The sequence below is a fragment of the Streptomyces sp. NPDC001443 genome, from assembly GCF_053597355.1.
The window spans coordinates 1-17906 of record NZ_JBSFIA010000027.1 but is presented as its reverse complement, the minus strand read 5'-3'; the positions used below and the strand labels follow the sequence as shown (position 1 = coordinate 17906).

Sequence of the window (17906 nt, the reverse complement as noted above, 5' to 3'; positions counted from 1 at the left end):
GACCTTGAATCCGGTGCCGTTTCAGGGCATCCGGCGACATTGCGCCCTCTAGGACGGTGTCTCGGGGGGAGAGGTTCACTCCTTTCGACAAAGCCGCGTCAAAGGCAGAGGAAAGTCCGGGACAAGCGCTCACGAAAGATCGTGTCGCGCGGGGGTGCCCGGACGGGAAGCGCAGGCGGGAAAGCCTTATGGGGCTCACGAGCAACAAGGTGCTGGTACTGGCGATAGTGCTCGCCGTGCTGCTGTTCGTCGGCACGGTGTGGTGGTGGCCGCGGCTGGCCGGGCGCACCTGGTGGGCGGTCGTCGGCCGGGTGGGGCTCCTGCTCGTCACCCAGGTGTCGGTGTTCGTCTGTGTGGGGCTGGCGGTCAACCAGGCCTTCGGGTTCTACGCGGACTGGGCGGACCTGTTCGGGCGCGAGAGAGGCCAGGGCGTGGTCGTCAACCACACGGTGGGCCGCGGCTCGGGCGGCCCGCTGGAGGTGGTCGGCACCAGCCCGGTGACGGATCAGGGCAGTGCCCGGCCGCAGGTCGGCGGGCAGATCCAGAAGATCGACGTCTTCGGCCGCAGGACACGCATCGCCACCCCCGCGTACGTGTATCTGCCGCCGGAGTACTTCCAGTCGGCCTACCGCACGCGCACGTTTCCCGTGGCGGTGGTCCTCACCGGATATCCGGGCACCGCCGAGGCGCTGGTGGACAAATTGAACTATCCGCGCACGGCGCGGGAACTCGCCAAGGACGGCCGTATGCAGCCGATGATCCTGGTGATGCTGCGGCCGACCGTGGCGCCGCCGCGTGACACGGAGTGCGTGGACGTCCCGGGCGGACCGCAGACCGAGTCGTTCTTCGCCGAGGATCTGCCGGACGCGGTACGGGCGCATTACCGGGCGGGCGGGAAACCGGGCAGCTGGGGCATCATCGGCGACTCCACCGGCGGTTACTGCGCGCTGAAGCTCGCCATGCACCACCCCGGCGTCTACGCGGCGGGCGCGGGCCTGTCGCCGTACTACAAGGCGCCCCACGACCCCACCACCGGCGATCTCTTCCACGGCGACGAGCTGCTGCGCCGGCGGGCGGACCTGATGTGGTTCGTCAAGCACCAGCCGGCGCCGGACACTTCGCTGCTCGTCACCAGCAGCAAGGCCGGCGAATCCAACTACAAAACCACGCTGAAGTTCATAGAACGGGTGCAGGCGACGAACCTGACACGGATCTCGTCGATCATCCTCGAAAGCGGCGGACACAACTTCAATACCTGGCGCCGGGAGATCCCCGCGACGTTGCAGTGGATCAGCGGGCGACTGGGCGAAGGCTGAAAAGGCTTCGGTATGGCTGCGTTTTTGTGCCGCGGGTCACCATCACTTGCCTACGCGCGGTAAGTTTCTGGCCATGCCACGTGGACGTCACCGCCATTCCCCGCCCCTGCACAGGCTGTTGCCGCCTTCGGTGATCGCCGGCGTCTCCGTCGTCTGCGCTTTCGCCCCCTGGGTGTTCTCGCAGGCGATGGTGCTCCGCGGTCTGGCCGCGGCCGCCGCGACGACGGCCGTCCTGGGCGCCGTCGTCATGCGCCGCTGGGACGCCCAGGCGGGCAAACAGGTCGCCGACCTCACCCGCGCGCGTGCGAGTGACGACTGGCGGCACGAGGAACGTGTCGCCGAACTGGAGACCGACCTCGAGGAGTCGCGCGAGCTGCGCGTGAAGCTGGAGCAGCGGCTGCGGGCGAAGCGCGCCGAACTGACCCGGCTGCGCAACGAGCACGCCGCGCTGCTGCGGCGGTACGCGACGGCGGAGACCGAGCGGGCGACCGCCCTGGAGGGCCGTCGGCTGCTGGAGATAGAGAGCGCGGCCCCCGCGCGGGCACTGCCGCCGGGGACGGCTTCGTCCGCGGCGGAGGAGACCGAGGCTGTGGCTGCCCCGGCCGAGACCGACGCCGAGACCGACGTCGAGGCCGAGGCGGAGCGCGACATCGATGCCGACGCCGACGCCGACGCCGACGCCGATGCCGATATCGAGGTCGATGCCGACGTCGAGGTCGATGCCGACGTCGAGGACGAGGACGACGTCGCGGACGAGGCGACGGTCGACGAGGGGGCGTCGGTGGCTCCGGGGGCCTTCTCCCCCGAGGGGTCGAAGCTGTTCCTGCGGGCGAAGGCGGCGCTGACCCGGTTCGACGCCGAGGCCGCCGTGGACGCGCCCGCCAAGCCCGCCGGTTCCGGCGCCGAGGTCGCGCTCCGCGCGGAGGCCGTGCAGGAGGACGAGGCACAGGGGAAGCCCGAGGCGGTCGACGAGCACCAGCGTGCGGCCGCCGAACCCACGGCGGACATGGAGAGCGCCACCCGCGAAGAGGCCGCCGCCCGCGAAGAGGCCGCCGCCACCGATGTGGCCGCCCGGGAGGAGTCGGTCACCCCGGACGAGACCGTTTCCCCGGAAGCGACGGCCCGCCCGGAAGCGGACGTCACCGCCGAGGACACCGGCACCCCGCGAGCGGCCGCCGCCCGGGAGACGGGTGTCCCCGAGGCACGCACGGCCGACCGGACCGACACCGTGGCGCGGCCGGAGACGGCTCCCGCCGCGAGCACGGCCGTCGCCCGGAGGGAAACGGTCCCTCAGGCCGCCCCTCAGGCCGCCCAGGCACCCCAAGCGGACCGGTCCCGCCCGCAGTTGCCGGCGCCGGCGAAGTCCCCCGCTCCCGTGCACCGGCCCTCCGGGCACTTCACCGTGCCGACCGCCGTGGCCGTCGTACCGGCCGCCGCGCCCGTGCGCAGGCCGACGACGGAGGGCGGGTTCGACTTCTTCGGCATGCAGAAGGCCGCGGAGCCGTCCGCCCTGGACGCCGTGCAGAACGAGGACCTCGCCGATGTGGTCGGCGAGGAGGCCATCGCCGTGCACAAGGCGACGGAAGGGGAGTTCGCGCCGGTGGATCCGCAGGCGCGTGACGCCGGCCAGGTCATCGACCTGACGGAGCACGACGAGACGGAGCAGATCGACCTCCAGGGACTGCGCAGCAGCGCGGCGTCCTGACGAAACGACAAGCCCCAGACGCCCGGCGTCCGCTCAGGCCATCCACCTGTCCGGCCGGGCGTCCTCGCGTCCCGTACGCGAACGCTCCGCCTGTCCGCGCAGCAGTTCCGCGGCCTCCCGGGCGTCCCGCAGCCGGGCGGTCACCGACTTGCCGGCCCCCGTGTCCACGTGCACGTCGGCGACCCGCCACAACCGCTGCCAGGGCCCCTGCGTCAGCCGTACGCTCTGCACCTTGGCGTGCGGCACCAGCGCCACGGTGCGCCGCAGCAGCCCGTGCCGGGCGGCGAACACCGCGTCGGTGACCGCCAGTCCGTAGCCCCGCCACCACACCGGCACGCACCGCCCGGCCCGCCGCGGCGGCCGGGCCGCCGCCGTGGTCATGGCCGTGGCGGCCGGCACGGTCACCCCGGGCAGCACGCGCGCGACGACCGCGTCGGCGAGCGCGCGCGGCGCCACCGGTATCAGTACGGAACCGGACGACCCGGCCACGTCCAGCTCCACCCGCACCCGGTCGCGCCGCCGCCACAGCAGCGGCTGCACGATCCGCACGGTCTGCACGCGTCCCGGCGGCACCGTCTCGTGCGCGCGGTCCAGCAGGCCGTGGTCGATGCGCAGCCCGTCCGGCGACTCGCCCAGCGTCCAGTCGTACTCACCCGCGAACCGCCCCACGCTGCGCGCGCCCGCCGCGCCGAGCAGGGGCACACCGGTCGCGAGGACCGTCCACACGCTGTGGGTGGCCAGCCACAGCACCGGCGGCACGACGAGCGCGGCGGCCGCCGCGCCCCAGGTCGCGCCGGTCAGCAGCAGCGAGACGGCGAGGTCGCGCGCGGGCACGCGCAGCAGTTCCCGGGACGGCGCCTCGCCGACCTCGTGGGCCGTCTCGGGCGCGAAACCTGCCGCCCGCGCGAGCAGTTCGGCCCGCAGCCTGCGCGCCTCGCCCTCGCCCAGGAAGGCGAGCTCGTCCTTCTTGTCCGTGCCGACGACGTCGAGCCTGAGCTTGGCGACGCCCGCCACGCGCGCGAGGAGCGGCCGGGTGACGTCGACCGCCTGGATGCGCTCCAGCCGGATGTGCGCGGTGCGCCGGAACAACAGGCCGGTCCTTATGCGCAGTTCGGTGTCGGTCACCGAGAAGTGGGTGCACCACCAGGTGAGAAAGCCGTAGAGGCAGGCGGCCGGGACGAACACGGCGAGGGCGACCAGCAGGGTCGTCGTGGTCAGCCGGGTGAGCTGCGCCTGCGCCTGGTCGGGGTCGTGCGCCGCCCATCCCACGATCACCGCGACCGGCGCCCACGCCCGCCGGAACGGTGTGACGGGATGCAGCCGCCGCTCGGTCACGGGCCGCGGCGCACGCAGGTCGTGACCGGTGTCCGGCGCCGTCACAGCCCCGCCGACCGGGCTTCGCCGAGCTCGGTGAGCCGGTCGCGCAGCCGCTGCGCCTCGGCCGGTTCCAGGCCGGGGACGGTCGCGTCGGTCGCGGCGGCGGCCGTGTGCAGCTGCACCCCGGCCAGCCCGAACCACCGCATGACGGGACCGGAGGTCACCTCGACCAACTGCATCCGCCCGTACGGCACGACGGTCTCCGTGCGCCACAGCACGCCCCGGCTGAGCAGCAGGTCGTCGGCGCGCTCGGCGTACCGCCAGGAGCGCCAGTTGCGGCCGAGCATCACCCAGCCCCACCCGGCCGCCGCCAGCGGCAGCAGCGCGAAGGCCGCCCAGGCGGGTCCCGCCAGCAGTCCGAGCAGCAGTCCGACGGCGAGGGCGGCCGACCCCAGCCCCACCACCAGCAGCAACCGTCGCATCCGCAGCAGTCCGGGCGGCAGCGCCGTCCACACCACCGGCTCGTCCCCTGTCGCCCCGGCCTCACCCGGGCTCCCCGTCTCCATGGGGCCAGCGTACGTAGGGGAGACTGTGTCCATGACTCCCACGACGGAGACCACGGTCGGGATCGGCGGCGCCGCGGAGAGCACCGACATGGTGCTCAACATCGGGCCGCAGCACCCCTCCACGCACGGGGTGCTGCGCCTGCGGCTGGTGCTGGACGGCGAGCGCATCGTCAGCGCGGAGCCGGTGATCGGCTACATGCACCGCGGTGCCGAGAAGCTCTTCGAGGCACGCGACTACCGCCAGATCATCATGCTCGCCAACCGCCACGACTGGCTGTCGGCGTTCTCGAACGAACTGGGCGTGGTCCTCGCGGTGGAGCGCATGCTCGGCATGGAGGTGCCCGAGCGCGCGGTGTGGACCCGCACGCTCCTCGCGGAGCTGAACCGGGTGCTCAACCACCTGATGTTCCTCGGGTCGTACCCGCTGGAGCTGGGCGGCATCACCCCGGTGTTCTACGCGTTCCGTGAGCGCGAGGTCCTCCAGAACGTCATGGAGGAGGTCTCCGGCGGGCGCATGCACTACATGTTCAACCGTGTCGGCGGCCTGAAGGAGGACCTGCCGGCCGGCTGGGCGGGGCGCGCCCGTGCCGCGGTGGCCGCCGTGCGCTCGCGCATGGACGTCTACGACGACCTGGTGCTCGGCAACGAGATCTTCCGCGGGCGTACGCGGGGCGTGGGCGCCCTCACGGCGCGGACCGTGCACGCGTACGGCGTGAGCGGGCCGATCGCGCGCGCCTCCGGGGTCGACTTCGACCTGCGCCGCGACGAGCCCTACCTCGCCTACGGAGAGCTCCAGGACACCCTGAAGGTCGTCACCCGGCAGGAGGGCGACTGCCTGGCCCGCTTCGAGTGCCTCCTGGACCAGACGCACAACGCGCTGGACCTCGCCGACGCCTGCCTCGACCGGCTCGCCGGGCTGGCGCCCGGACCGATCAACCAGCGGCTGCCGAAGGTCCTGAAGGCGCCCGAGGGCCACACCTACGCGTGGACCGAGAACCCGCTCGGCATCAATGGGTACTACCTGGTCAGCAAGGGCGAGAAGACCCCGTACCGGCTGAAGCTGCGGTCCGCCTCGTACAACAACATCCAGGCGCTGACCGAGCTGCTGCCGGGCACGCTGGTGGCGGACATGGTCGCCATCCTCGGCTCACTGTTCTTCGTGGTCGGGGACATCGACAAGTAGGGCGCGCGGGTCCGTGATCCCCACCGGCTGAAGGAGCCACCCGAAGTCGCCCAGCCCTCCGGGCGCGGTCAGTTCGGCGGCCTCTCCGGCGTGCGCGAGAGCGCGGACGTACGCCGCCGGGTCGCTGGAGGCGAGCGCGAGCGGGGGGCGTACGCCGGTGAGGCCCAGGCAGTGCAGCGCCGCGCGTTGCGTGAGACGGCGTGCGCCCGTGAGCGCGCAGGCGTCCAGCGCGACATGCGCCGTGATGTCGCACGAACCGTCCGGCACGGGCACCGTCCCGCGCCCCTCCCGGAAGCCGGTCAGCGTCCCGAACGGGGGGCGCGCGTCCGCGGTGTGCGCGTAGTCCACGGCCACCGCGAGCCCCCGCGCCACGCGGGAGACGGCGGCCGACCACGCGCGGTCCCGGGGGAGCCCGATCTCCGCGCGCAGCCCCTCCTCGTCCGGCAGCGGCCACCAGCGCGCGAGCCAGTCCGCAGCCGCTCCCCGGACCGGTTCGCCGAGCCGTTCGGCGCCGTCCGCCCGGACCAGCACCAGTCGTGCCACGCCCGCCGCGTCCACCTCGGCGACGTCCACGGGCACGTTGTCCAGCCACTCGTTGGCGAACAGCAGCCCGGTGACCTCCCGCGGCGGCTCGGGCAACCAGCCGATCCGGGGGTCGAGACCGGCCGGACGGTCCGCGATCTCGACGGCGCACGCGCGCGTGCGGGCGGCGACGTCCGCGGGGAGCGCGGCGAGCACCCCGCGGACCAGCTCACCGCGGCCGGCGGCCAGGTCGACGAAGTCGAGCGCGGCGGGCCGGCCCAGGGCCTCGTCGACGCGGCACAGCAGCCGGGCCACGGCCTCGGCGAAGAGCGGAGAGGCGTGCACCGACGTACGGAAGTGACCGGCGGGGCCCTCCGGCCGCCGGTAGAAGCCGTCCGGCCCGTACAGGGCGTCCTCGGTCGCCGCCCGCCAGCCGCGCCACCCGCCGTCCGGATCCGCGGCGCCCGTCCCGTCCGCCGGGTCTGTTCCGTCCGCCGGGTCCGCCGGGCTCGCCGCCCCCGTGCGGGCCGTCGCGGTGCGGTCCGTCGCGTCTGCCGGGTCCGTCGTGTCCTGCTCCACCCGGACAGACTAGGCGTCGTGCCGATCACGGCCTCCACCTTGCGGAGTACGCGCGTCGGGCACGGATCGGCCCTCCGGTTGACCCCCACCCACATCAGGCTTCCCTACGCTGGGTGGCGTGCAGCGCCTCTATGACCTCATCCGCAGACACCCGACCTGGGTCGACAGCTTCTGGGCTGCCGTACTGTTCGGGATCTCGGTCGCGGGTGGAGCCGCCCGCGCGGAGACCGCGGGCACCGACTCCCCGGTCCGGATCATCCCGGTGACGTTCTTGCTGTGCCTGGTGGTCGCCCTGCGCCGGCGGCTGCCGGTGCAGATGCTGCTGCTGACGGTCGTGCTCGGACTGGCGCAGCTCGTGCTGGACGTCGAGACGACGGCCGCCGACTTCGCCATGCTGGTGATCGTCTACACGGTCGCCGCGACCGGCGCCCGCTGGGCGTCCTGGCTCGCCCTGGGCATGGGCCTGGTCGCGGCCACCCTGGCCCAGCTGCGGTGGCCGAACGAGAACTCGAGCGCCGTGGGCAACCTGGCGATCGTGATCTTCCAGACCGTGCCGTTCGCCCTCGCCTGGGTGCTCGGCGACTCCATGCGCACCCGACGCGCCTACTTCGCGCAACTGGAGGAGCGGGCCGCGCGCCTGGAGAAGGAGCGCGAGGCGCAGTCGAAGGTCGCGGTCGCCGCCGAGCGCGCCCGGATCGCGCGCGAGCTGCACGACGTGGTCGCGCACAACGTGTCGGTGATGGTGGTGCAGGCCGACGGCGCCGCCTACGTCCTCGACGCGGCACCCGACCAGGCGAGGAAGGCCCTGGAGACGATCTCCTCCACCGGCCGCCAGGCACTCGCCGAGATGCGCCGCCTGCTGGGGGTGCTGCGGACCGGGGAGCACCAGGAGGTCGGGGAGTACGTGCCGCAGCCCGACGTCCAGCAGATCGAGGACCTCGTCGAGCAGTGCCGGGACGCGGGGCTGCCCGTCGACTTCAAGATCGAGGGCACACCGCGCCCGCTGCCCAGCGGCGTCGAGCTCACGGCGTACCGCATCGTGCAGGAGGCGCTCACCAACACCCGCAAGCACGGCGGGCCGAACGCCGGTGCGAGCGTGCGCCTGGTCTACTTCGACGACGGACTCGGCCTGCTCGTCGAGGACGACGGGAAGGGCGCCCCGCACGAGCTGTACGAGGAGGGCGGCGCCGACGGCCGGGGGCACGGCCTGATAGGCATGCGCGAGCGCGTGGGCATGGTCGGCGGCACCCTCGACGCGGGCCCGCGACCGGGCGGAGGATTCCGCATCAGTGCCCTGCTCCCGCTCAAACCCGCGCATTGACGCCGACGCGCGCCCCCCGTTGACACCTGTCACGCCCCCGCTCGCCCGACCCGCCGACCGCGAGCAGGCCGCCCGACCGGGACCGCCCGGCCGAGAACCGCCCGACCGCGAACCGCTCAACCGCGAACCACGAAACGGAAGAGGCTCATGACGATCCGCGTGATGCTCGTCGACGACCAGGTGCTGCTGCGCACCGGATTCCGGATGGTGCTCGCCGCCCAGCCGGACATGGAGGTCGTCGCGGAGGCGGGCGACGGGGTCGAGGCGCTTCAGGTGCTGCGTTCCTGCGAGGTCGACGTCGTCCTGATGGACGTCCGTATGCCGAAGCTCGACGGGGTCGAGACCACCCGCCGGATCTGCTCGGAGCCCGAGCCGCCGAAGGTGCTCATCCTGACCACGTTCGACCTCGACGAGTACGCCTTCTCGGGCCTGAAGGCGGGCGCGTCCGGGTTCATGCTCAAGGACGTGCCGCCCGCCGAACTGCTGGCCGCGATCCGCTCGGTGCACAGCGGTGACGCCGTGGTCGCCCCCTCCACCACGCGCCGCCTCCTCGACCGCTTCGCGCCGATGCTGCCCTCCACCGGCAAGGAGCCGCGGCTGACCGAGCTGGAGCGGCTCACCGACCGGGAGCGCGAGGTGATGGTGCTGGTCGCCCAGGGGCTGTCCAACGGGGAGATCGCGGCCCGGCTGGTGCTGTCCGAGGCGACCGTCAAGACGCACGTGGGCCGCATCCTGACGAAGCTGGGGCTGCGGGACCGGGTGCAGGTGGTGGTCCTGGCCTACGAGACGGGCCTGGTGCGGGCCGGCGGCGGCCACGGCTGACCCCGGCGCCCGGTCGTCGGTCCTCCCGCCTCCCGGCACGCCCTAGCGGAGGATCCCCTCCAGGAAGTCGCTGCCCAGCCGGGCCACCACGGGGACGTCCAGCTGGTGCAGGACGTACCGGCCGCGCCGCCGGGTGATGACCAGGCCCGCCTTCTTCAGCACCCCGAGGTGCCGGGAGATCTCGGGTGCCGTCACGCCGTGCGCCCGGGCCAGTTCGCCGGTGGTGTACTCGCTGCGCGCCAGATGGCGGCAGATGCGCATCCGCACGGGGTGGGACAGCGCGGACATCCGCAGGGCGAGCTGTTCGACCGAGGGGGCGGAGGCCGGCCCGGGCGATCCGACCGGGTACTGGAGCAGCGGCTGCCATCCGTAGCGGTGCAGCACCGTCAGATGGGGCCGGCCGAAGCTGGTCGGCACCAGCAGGAGGCCGCCGCCCGCCGTGGTCGTGCGGCCCTGGACGAGCTTGTCCACGAGGATCCGCCCGGCATCCTCGTCGACCGTCACGACCGGGGAGACCGCGGTCAGCGCCTCGGCCATCCCCCTGTGCCGCAGCAGCTCCGTCTTGTGCCGGGCGTCCGCCGTGAGCTGGTGGCGCAGCCGGGACCAGGCCTCGTCGAAGAACGCCTCGTCGCAGTCCTCCAGGAACCGCCGCAGCCAGGCCCGGACGCTGGGCGGGTCGTCGAGCAGCCGTTGCGCGAAACGCACCTGCTGCGGTCCGCGGGATGCGGCGATCTCCAGTGTGCGGCGGCGGGCGTCGGCGTCGGCGAGCAGGTCCGGGGCCTTGACGTCGTAGCTCAGCGTCCACGTGAACTCCATGGCCGCGTCCACGAACTGTTCGTCCGTCAGTCGGTCCAGGAGGTCGAGGTCGTCGGCGAGCGTGGCGCCGGGGAGCGTGGCGCCCGGGAGCGTGCCGCGGCCCGGGATGCCCGCGAACGGCAGGAAAAGGTCCGAGAACGTCGTACGCCACAGGAAGTCGGCCTCGCACATCCGGTCGGCCAGGTGCGGGTCGAGCCGACTGGTGACGCTCGTCACCCAGCCCTGGAGTTCGGGATGGTGCCCCGGCTCGGCAAGGGCGTGCAGCGCCATGCCGAGCTCGGCCAGCGGGGAGGGCACGACGGTGACCCTCTCCGGCCGCAGCCCCGCGATGTCGATGCTCACGCTCATGTGCCCACGCTCATGCCCCCATGGTGCACTCCACCACCGACAACGCCGTCCGGGGCCGTCGGCCGCGCCGTCGGCCCCGGCCGCGTCGACCGCGGCCGTCGGGGGTGCTGTCCGCGGCCCCCGGCGGGGTTGACCGCGGCCGTCGGCCGTACCGTCCGCGCGCCCCTGCCGGGTCGGCCGCGGTCGTCGGCAGCGCGGCCCGCGACCCCCGGCCACGGTCCGGGTGGCCCGTCCGGGCCGGACGGCCGTCCGACCCGGGTCCGCGGGGTCGTTCAGCCGGCGGTGCGGTCGTCCGTCCGGCGCAGCCGGGACACGAAGTCGCCGACGGCCGCCGTCACGTCCCGAGGCGTCCACTCCAGACCGGTGGCGCGCACACCGACCTCGGTGAAGGCCAGGCCCGGACCGCCGGGCCGCCAGCCGGAGGCGAAGAGCAGGGTCCCCGTCTCCTCGCCCTGGCGCACCGCGGCCTCGGAGAGCAGGTCCGCCTCGTACGGCAACCACACCTGGAACTCGTGGGTGTGCGGCCGCTCCGGGTGCACCCGCGCCCACGGCACCCCCGCCTCGAGGAACCCCGTCCGCAGGGCGTCGGCCACCACGCGCGCGTGGCGTACGTAGTCGGGCAGCCGGGGCAGCTCGCGGTCGAGGCCGACGAGGGCCGACAGCACCGTGGGGAACTGCTGGAACACCAGGCCGCCGTACCGGTGCCGCCAGACCTTCGCCTCCTCCACCAGCGTGGCGGGTCCGGCGATCGCCGCGCCGCCGAAGGCGTCGATTGACTTGTAGAACGAGACGTAGACGCTGTCCGCGAGGCCCGCGATCTCCGCCAGCGGGCGGCCGAAATGGACGGTGGACTCCCACAGCCGCGCGCCGTCGAAGTGCACCACGGCGTCCCGCTCGCGCGCCGCCTCCACGACCGCGCCGAGCTCCTCCCAGGCGGGCAGGACGAAACCGGCGTCCATGAGCGGCAGTTCCAGCATCAGTGTCCCGAAGGGCTCCGGGAAGTCGCGCACCTCGTCGGCGGTCGGCAGCCGCGGTTCGTTCGTCAGCCGTACCGGACGCAGCCCGCTGATCTGGCTGAGCGCGTGCCGCTCGTGCACCTCGGGGTGCGCCAGTGCGTGCAGCGCGACCGCGCTGTTCCCGGTGCGGCCCGCCCAGCAGCGCAGGGCCACCTGCTGGGCCATCGTGCCGGTCGGGAAGAACGCGGCGGCCTCCGTGCCCAGCAGGGCGGCGACCCGCTCCTCCAGGCGCTCCACGACCCCGTTGCCGTAGATGTCCGCCGGTTCGTCGAGGTCGTACACCTCGGGTGCCGTCTCGTGCAGGTACGTCAGCCGTTCGCGCAGCGTGCTCCGGGCACCCGCGCGCGACAGCGTGCGCCGGGCCTCCCGCAGGACGGCCGAGCGCCGCTCGCCCAGGGACCGGGCCGACGTCCCCGCGTCCCCCGCGTCCTTCGCGTCCCCGGTGTCCTGCGCGTCCCGCGTGCCCTGTTCCGTCGTCTCGTCCATGCCCTGGATCATGCCGTGCGCGGGTCCGCGCGGGCACACGCACGGCGGATCCGGGCCGGCCCGGAAACCCACAGCCTGTGGACAACCGGACCGGGTGGGACCGATCGCGTTAACATGACGAGAAATCGTCCGGTACCCAGAGCGGACTGGAACGGGAAGGTCACGGTCGCGTGAGTACAGTCCAACAGCCAGACCCCAGGGACCGCCCCGCGCGGCTCACCGTCGGCGTCGTCGGCGCCGGCCGGGTGGGTCCCGTGCTGGCCGCGTCCCTGGAGCTCGCCGGCCACCGCCCGGTGGCCGTCTCCGGGGTCTCCGACGCCTCCCGCAGGCGGGCCGCGCTGCTGCTGCCCGACGTGCCGGTCGTGCCGCCCGCCGAGGTCCTGCGCCGCGCCGAGCTGGTGCTGCTGACCGTCCCGGACGACACCCTGCCCGGCCTGGTGACGGGACTCGCCGAGACCGGCGCCGTGCGCCCCGGACAGCTGCTCGTGCACACCTCCGGGCGGTACGGCGCGAAGGTGCTGGACCCCGCCCTGCGCGCGGGCGCCCTGCCGCTGGCCCTGCACCCCGCGATGACCTTCACCGGCACCCCCGTGGACGTGCAGCGGCTGGCCGGCTGTTCGTTCGGCGTCACCGCCCCCGGCGAGCTGCGGCTGGCCGCCGAGGCCCTCGTCATCGAGATGGGCGGCGAGCCGGAGTGGATCGCCGAGGAGAACCGGCCGCTCTACCACGCGGCCCTCGCGCTCGGCGCCAACCACCTGGTCACCCTCGTCGCCCAGTCCATGGAACTGCTGCGCACGGCCGGCGTCGACGCGCCCGACCGGATGCTCGGCCCGCTGCTCGGCGCCGCCCTCGACAACGCCCTGCGCTCCGGCGACGCGGCGCTGACCGGCCCCGTCGCGCGCGGGGACGCGGGCACGGTCGCCGCGCACATCGGCCAGCTGCGCGAGCACGCCCCGGGGACCGTCGCCGGCTATCTGGCGATGGCCCGCGCGACCGCCGACCGGGCGCTCGCCCACGGACTGCTGAAGCCGGAACTCGCGGAGGACCTGCTCGGGGTACTCGCCGACGGGGCGGACCGCACCGACGGGACCCACGGCACCGAAGGAGCCGCCGGATGACCACCACCCTGCTGCACACCGCGAAAGAGCTGCACGCACGCGTGCCCGCGGGCCGCCGAGCCGTCGCGATGACCATGGGCGCCCTGCACGAGGGGCACGCCACCCTGATCCGCACCGCGCGCGAGCTCGCCGGTCCGGACGGCGAGGTCGTGGTCACGGTCTTCGTGAACCCGTTGCAGTTCGGCGCGGGCGAGGACCTCGACCGCTACCCGCGCACCCTGGAGGCCGACCTCGAGCTCGCCGAGCAGGCGGGCGCCGACGTCGTCTTCGCCCCGTCCGTGGACGAGGTCTACCCGGGCGGCGAACCGCAGGTCCGGATCGGCGCGGGCCCCATGGGCGAACGGCTGGAGGGCGCCACCCGCCCCGGCCACTTCGACGGCGTGCTCACCGTGGTCGGCAAGCTGCTGCACCTCACCCGGCCCGACGTGGCGCTGTTCGGGCAGAAGGACGCCCAGCAGCTCGCCCTGGTCCGGCGCATGGTGCGGGACCTGAACTTCGGCATCGAGATCGTCGGCGTGCCGACCGTGCGCGAGGAGGACGGGCTGGCCCTGTCCAGCCGCAACCGCTACCTCTCGCCCGAGCAGCGGCGCACCGCCCTCGCCCTGTCCCAGGCCCTCTTCGCGGGCCATGACCGGCACGCGGCCCAGGAGGCGCTGCGCGCCCGGGCCCGCGCGACACCCGTCACGCACGCGCGTGCCCAGGCGCTCAGTGCCATCGGGGAGTCCCGCGCGGCCGCCGACACCCACGCCGTCGCCAAGGCCGTGCCCGGCTGCGCGGCCGCCGTGCGCGCCGCCGCGCGGCTGGTGCTCGACGACGCCGCCCGGCTGGACCCGCCGCTCGAACTGGACTACCTCGCGCTCGTCGACCCGTCCGACTTCACCGAGATCGACGACGACTTCACCGGCGAGGCCGTCCTCGCCGTGGCCGCCCGGGTCGGCACCACCAGGCTGATCGACAACCTTCCTCTCACCTTCGGAGCCGCCTCGTGACCAGCACAGGCATACGACTGCACGCGCCCGCGCCCGGGTGGTCCATCTCCGCGGACGTGGTGGTCGTCGGCTCCGGAGTGGCCGGGCTGACCGCCGCGCTGCGCTGCCAGGCCGCGGGCCTGACGACGGTCGTCGTCACCAAGGCGCGGCTCGACGACGGCTCCACCCGCTGGGCGCAGGGCGGTATCGCCGCGGCCCTCGGCGAGGGCGACACCCCCGAGCAGCACCTGGACGACACGCTGGTCGCGGGCGCGGGCCTGTGCGACGAGGAGGCCGTACGGATCCTCGTCACCGAGGGCCCCGACGCCGTGCGGCGGCTGATCGAGACCGGCGCCCACTTCGACGAGTCCGCCGAGGGCAGGCTGGAACTCACCCGCGAGGGCGGCCACCACCGCCGCCGCATCGCGCACGCGGGCGGCGACGCGACCGGCGCCGAGATCTCCCGGGCGCTGGTCGAGGCGCTCCACGCGCGCGGACTGCGCGCGATCGAGAACGCGCTCGTGCTGGACCTGCTGACGGACGCCGACGGCCGCACGGCGGGCGTCACCCTGCACGTGATGGGCGAGGGCCAGCACGACGGCGTGGGCGCCGTGCACGCGCCCACCGTGGTCCTCGCCACCGGCGGCATGGGCCAGGTGTTCTCCGCGACCACCAACCCGTCCGTGTCCACCGGCGACGGCGTGGCGCTCGCCCTGCGGGCCGGCGCGGAGGTCTCCGACCTGGAGTTCGTGCAGTTCCACCCGACCGTGCTGTTCCTGGGCGCCGACGCCGAGGGCCAGCAGCCGCTGGTCTCCGAGGCCGTGCGCGGCGAGGGCGCCCACCTGGTCGACGCCGACGGCGTGCGCTTCATGGTGGGTCAGCACGAGCTGGCCGAACTGGCGCCGCGCGACATCGTCGCCAAGGGCATCACGCGGCGGATGCTGGAGCAGGACGCCGAGCACATGTTCCTCGACGCCCGGCACTTCGGCGCCGAGATGTGGGAGCACCGCTTCCCGACGATCCTGGCCGCCTGCCGCGCCCACGGCATCGACCCGGTGCACGAGCCCATCCCGATCGCCCCGGCCGCCCACTACGCCTCCGGCGGGGTGCGCACCGACTCCCACGGCCGTACGACGGTGCCGGGCCTGTACGCCTGCGGCGAGGTCGCCTGCACCGGCGTGCACGGCGCCAACCGGCTCGCCTCCAACTCCCTCCTTGAGGGCCTGGTCTACGCCGAGCGCATCGTCGCCGACATCACGAGCGGGCGGGCCCGCGACGGGCTGCACGCGCGCGTGCCCGCACCGGTCGCGCAGCCCGAGAAGCCGGCCCACCCGCTGCTCGCCCCCGAGGACCGGTTCGCGATCCAGCGGATCATGACCGAGGGCGCCGGCGTGCTGCGCTCCGCCGACTCCCTCGCCCGGGCCGCCGGACAGCTCCAGCGGCTGCACAGCGAGGCCCGCGACGCCCTCGACGAGAACGGCAAGACCGCCGAGCCCGGCGTCGACACCTGGGAGGCCACCAACCTCCTGTGCGTGGCCCGCGTCCTGGTGGCCGCCGCCGGGCAGCGCGAGGAGACCCGCGGCTGCCACTGGCGCGAGGACCACGCCGACCGCGACGACAGCGCATGGCGGCGCCACATCGTCGTACGGCTGAATCCGGACCGCTCGCTGGCCGTGCACACCACGGACACCGCAGACTTCCCCCCGACCCTCCCCTTCGCCGCCGGCCCCGCCGGGGCGGCGGGGACCGCCACGCACCGTCCCCAGGAGCAGTGACAGCAGTGAGTACCTCCGACCTTCCCCTCGCCTCGTCCGACGGCTGCGGCGACGGCTGTGCCTGCGGCGCGGACACCGGCGAGGAATACCTGGAGTGCGGGCTCGACCCCGCGCTCGCGCAGCTCCTGACCGAGGCGGGGCTCGACCCGCTGGAGGTCGAGGACATCGCCAACGTCGCCATCCAGGAGGACCTGGACAACGGCGTGGACGTCACGACGGTCGCGACCATCCCCGAGGACGCCGTGGCCACCGCCGACTTCACCGCGCGCGAGGCGGGTGTCGTGGCCGGGCTCAGGGTCGCCGAGGCGGTGATCTCGGTCGTCTGCACGGACGAGTTCGAGGTCGAGCGGCACGTGGAGGACGGCGAGCGGGTCGAGGCCGGGCAGCAGCTCCTGTCGGTCACCACGCGCACGCGCGACCTGCTGACCGCCGAGCGCAGCGCGCTCAACCTGCTGTGCCGGCTGTCCGGCATCGCGACCGCCACGCGCGCGTGGGCGGACGCGCTGGAGGGCACGAAGGCGAAGGTCCGCGACACTCGCAAGACGACTCCGGGCCTGCGTTCGCTGGAGAAGTTCGCGGTGCGCTGCGGCGGCGGTGTGAACCACCGGATGTCGCTGTCCGACGCGGCCCTGGTCAAGGACAACCACGTGGTCGCCGCGGGCGGCGTCGCCCAGGCCTTCGCGGCCGTGCGCGAGGCCTTCCCGGACGTACCGGTCGAGGTCGAGGTCGACACCCTGCACCAGCTGCGCGAGGTGGTGGAGGCGGGCGCCGACCTGATCCTGCTGGACAACTTCACGCCGGAGCAGTGCGCGGAGGCGGCCGGGATCGTCCGCGAGCGCGCACTCCTCGAGGCGTCGGGCCGGCTGACCCTGGAGAACGCCAAGACCTACGCCGACACCGGTGTGGACTTCCTGGCGGTCGGGGCGCTGACCCACTCCTCGCCGATCCTGGACATCGGTCTGGATCTGCGGGCGGCGGAGTAGGGAGCGGGACCGGCCATGCTGCTGACGATCGACGTAGGCAACACGCACACGGTGCTCGGCCTGTTCGACGGCGAGGACATCGTCGAGCACTGGCGGATCTCCACGGACGCCCGGCGCACCGCGGACGAACTCGCGGTGCTCCTCCAGGGCCTGATGGGCATGCACCCGCTCCTGGGGGAGGAGCTGGGCGACGGCATCGACGGGATCGCCATCTGCGCGACCGTGCCGTCCGTGCTGCACGAGCTGCGCGAGGTCACCCGCCGGTACTACGGCGACGTGCCCGCGGTGCTGGTGGAGCCCGGGGTGAAGACCGGCGTGCCGATCCTCACCGACAACCCCAAGGAGGTCGGCGCCGACCGCATCATCAACGCGGTGGCGGCCGTCGAGCTGTACGGCGGTCCGGCGATCGTCGTCGACTTCGGCACGGCGACCACGTTCGACGCGGTGAGCGCGCGCGGGGAGTACGTGGGCGGGGTCATCGCGCCCGGCATCGAGATCTCGGTCGAGGCGCTGGGCGTCAAGGGCGCCCAGCTGCGCAAGATCGAGGTCGCCCGGCCGCGCAGCGTGATCGGCAAGAACACGGTCGAGGCGATGCAGGCCGGGATCGTGTACGGGTTCGCCGGACAGGTCGACGGCGTCGTCAGCCGGATGGCACGGGAGCTGGCGGACGACCCGGAAGAGGTGACGGTGATCGCCACCGGCGGGCTGGCGCCGATGGTGCTGGGCGAGGCGTCCGTGATCGACGAGCACGAGCCGTGGCTGACCCTCATCGGTCTGCGCATGGTCTACGAACGGAACGTCTCCCGCCTCTGAGGCGGCACACGACGTGACCGACGGGCGGGGCGTTCCAACCTGTGGAACGCCCCGCCCGTCTGCGCGTCCGGGGCCGGGCGACACGCGCGTGTGCCCGGCGGGCCGGTGCGGCGAGGAACGGGCCGAGGGCCGTGAGGGGTCCGGCTCGCCTCGCGGGCGTCCGGCGGTCGTGCGGGCGGTCCGGCCGGTGCCTTGGGGCGGCGCCGGACGGGTCCGGCGGGCCGGCCGATCACCGGGCCGGCCCAGGTGGCG

15 protein-coding genes are annotated in these 17906 nt (G+C 73.9%); 10 read left to right on the top strand and 5 right to left on the bottom strand.

The annotated features are described in order from the left end of the window. Positions 1-188: 188 nt before the first annotated feature. Positions 189-1316: an alpha/beta hydrolase gene (locus ACWC24_RS25780; RefSeq protein WP_450665244.1), complete on the top strand. Its 1128-nt coding sequence runs from the start codon at positions 189-191 to the stop codon at positions 1314-1316. Positions 1317-1389: 73 nt separating this feature from the next. Continuing rightward, positions 1390-3021 carry a hypothetical protein gene (locus ACWC24_RS25775; protein ID WP_450665243.1) on the top strand — a complete coding sequence of 544 codons (1632 nt, stop codon included), beginning with the start codon at positions 1390-1392 and terminating at the stop codon, positions 3019-3021. A gap of 33 nt (positions 3022-3054) precedes the next feature. Here ACWC24_RS25775 and ACWC24_RS25770 read toward each other — a convergent pair whose 3' ends face one another. Together ACWC24_RS25770 and ACWC24_RS25765 are read right to left on the bottom strand one after the other, a co-directional pair. Then, positions 3055-4401, bottom strand: coding sequence for a PH domain-containing protein (locus ACWC24_RS25770; RefSeq protein ID WP_450665242.1), 1347 nt, complete (start codon positions 4399-4401; stop codon positions 3055-3057). Further along, on the bottom strand, positions 4398-4904 hold the full coding sequence (locus ACWC24_RS25765; protein ID WP_450665241.1) for a PH domain-containing protein: 507 nt from the start codon (positions 4902-4904) through the stop codon (positions 4398-4400). Before ACWC24_RS25765 ends, ACWC24_RS25770 begins: the two co-directional genes overlap by 4 nt. A gap of 31 nt (positions 4905-4935) precedes the next feature. Between ACWC24_RS25765 and ACWC24_RS25760 the strand changes: the two genes are divergently transcribed. Then, a complete protein-coding gene (locus ACWC24_RS25760) occupies positions 4936-6087 on the top strand; it encodes an NADH-quinone oxidoreductase subunit D (RefSeq protein WP_450665240.1) in 1152 nt (383 codons plus the stop codon). Here ACWC24_RS25760 and ACWC24_RS25755 read toward each other — a convergent pair. Continuing rightward, positions 6052-7017: an SAM-dependent methyltransferase gene (locus ACWC24_RS25755; RefSeq protein WP_450665322.1), complete on the bottom strand. Its 966-nt coding sequence runs from the start codon at positions 7015-7017 to the stop codon at positions 6052-6054. The genes ACWC24_RS25760 and ACWC24_RS25755 overlap by 36 nt on opposite strands. 289 nt (positions 7018-7306) lie before the next feature. Between ACWC24_RS25755 and ACWC24_RS25750 the strand changes: the two genes are divergently transcribed. Then, positions 7307-8509 carry a sensor histidine kinase gene (locus ACWC24_RS25750; protein WP_450665239.1) on the top strand — a complete coding sequence of 401 codons (1203 nt, stop codon included), beginning with the start codon at positions 7307-7309 and terminating at the stop codon, positions 8507-8509. A gap of 147 nt (positions 8510-8656) precedes the next feature. Further along, positions 8657-9331 carry a response regulator gene (locus ACWC24_RS25745; RefSeq protein WP_450665238.1) on the top strand — a complete coding sequence of 225 codons (675 nt, stop codon included), beginning with the start codon at positions 8657-8659 and terminating at the stop codon, positions 9329-9331. 42 nt (positions 9332-9373) lie between these two features. Here ACWC24_RS25745 and ACWC24_RS25740 read toward each other — a convergent pair whose 3' ends face one another. Further along, entirely contained in the window at positions 9374-10495 is a 1122-nt protein-coding gene (locus ACWC24_RS25740) for a DUF5937 family protein (protein ID WP_450665237.1), read from the bottom strand. Between the two features lie 272 nt (positions 10496-10767). Then, entirely contained in the window at positions 10768-11997 is a 1230-nt protein-coding gene (locus tag ACWC24_RS25735) for a threonine aldolase family protein (protein ID WP_450665236.1), read from the bottom strand. Positions 11998-12167: 170 nt separating this feature from the next. Between ACWC24_RS25735 and ACWC24_RS25730 the strand changes: the two genes are divergently transcribed. From ACWC24_RS25730 to ACWC24_RS25710, 5 genes are read left to right on the top strand one after another with little or no spacing between them, the layout of a single operon-like run. Next, complete coding sequence (locus ACWC24_RS25730; RefSeq protein WP_450665235.1) at positions 12168-13115, top strand: Rossmann-like and DUF2520 domain-containing protein; 948 nt, start codon at positions 12168-12170, stop codon at positions 13113-13115. After that, positions 13112-14104: a pantoate--beta-alanine ligase gene (panC, locus tag ACWC24_RS25725; protein WP_450665234.1), complete on the top strand. Its 993-nt coding sequence runs from the start codon at positions 13112-13114 to the stop codon at positions 14102-14104. Before ACWC24_RS25730 ends, panC begins: the two co-directional genes overlap by 4 nt. Further along, on the top strand, positions 14101-15858 hold the full coding sequence (locus ACWC24_RS25720) for an L-aspartate oxidase (RefSeq protein ID WP_450665233.1): 1758 nt from the start codon (positions 14101-14103) through the stop codon (positions 15856-15858). Before panC ends, ACWC24_RS25720 begins: the two co-directional genes overlap by 4 nt. 5 nt (positions 15859-15863) lie before the next feature. Continuing rightward, positions 15864-16841, top strand: a complete 978-nt coding sequence (nadC, locus tag ACWC24_RS25715; RefSeq protein ID WP_450665232.1) for a carboxylating nicotinate-nucleotide diphosphorylase — start codon at positions 15864-15866, stop codon at positions 16839-16841. Positions 16842-16856: 15 nt separating this feature from the next. Continuing rightward, positions 16857-17654, top strand: coding sequence for a type III pantothenate kinase (locus ACWC24_RS25710; RefSeq protein WP_351622497.1), 798 nt, complete (start codon positions 16857-16859; stop codon positions 17652-17654). Positions 17655-17906 lie beyond the last annotated feature (252 nt).

Bases quoted from the DNA above. Each gene is read 5' to 3' on its own strand.
- ACWC24_RS25780 (WP_450665244.1), top strand. From the start codon at position 189: ATGGGGCTCACGAGCAACAAGGTGCTGGTACTGGCGATAGTGCTCGCC.
- ACWC24_RS25775 (WP_450665243.1), top strand. From the start codon at position 1,390: ATGCCACGTGGACGTCACCGCCATTCCCCGCCCCTGCACAGGCTGTTG.
- ACWC24_RS25765 (WP_450665241.1), bottom strand. From the start codon at position 4,904: ATGGAGACGGGGAGCCCGGGTGAGGCCGGGGCGACAGGGGACGAGCCG.
- ACWC24_RS25760 (WP_450665240.1), top strand. From the start codon at position 4,936: ATGACTCCCACGACGGAGACCACGGTCGGGATCGGCGGCGCCGCGGAG.
- ACWC24_RS25745 (WP_450665238.1), top strand. From the start codon at position 8,657: ATGACGATCCGCGTGATGCTCGTCGACGACCAGGTGCTGCTGCGCACC.
- ACWC24_RS25740 (WP_450665237.1), bottom strand. From the start codon at position 10,495: ATGAGCGTGAGCATCGACATCGCGGGGCTGCGGCCGGAGAGGGTCACC.
- ACWC24_RS25735 (WP_450665236.1), bottom strand. From the start codon at position 11,997: ATGGACGAGACGACGGAACAGGGCACGCGGGACGCGCAGGACACCGGG.
- panC (WP_450665234.1), top strand. From the start codon at position 13,112: ATGACCACCACCCTGCTGCACACCGCGAAAGAGCTGCACGCACGCGTG.
- ACWC24_RS25710 (WP_351622497.1), top strand. From the start codon at position 16,857: ATGCTGCTGACGATCGACGTAGGCAACACGCACACGGTGCTCGGCCTG.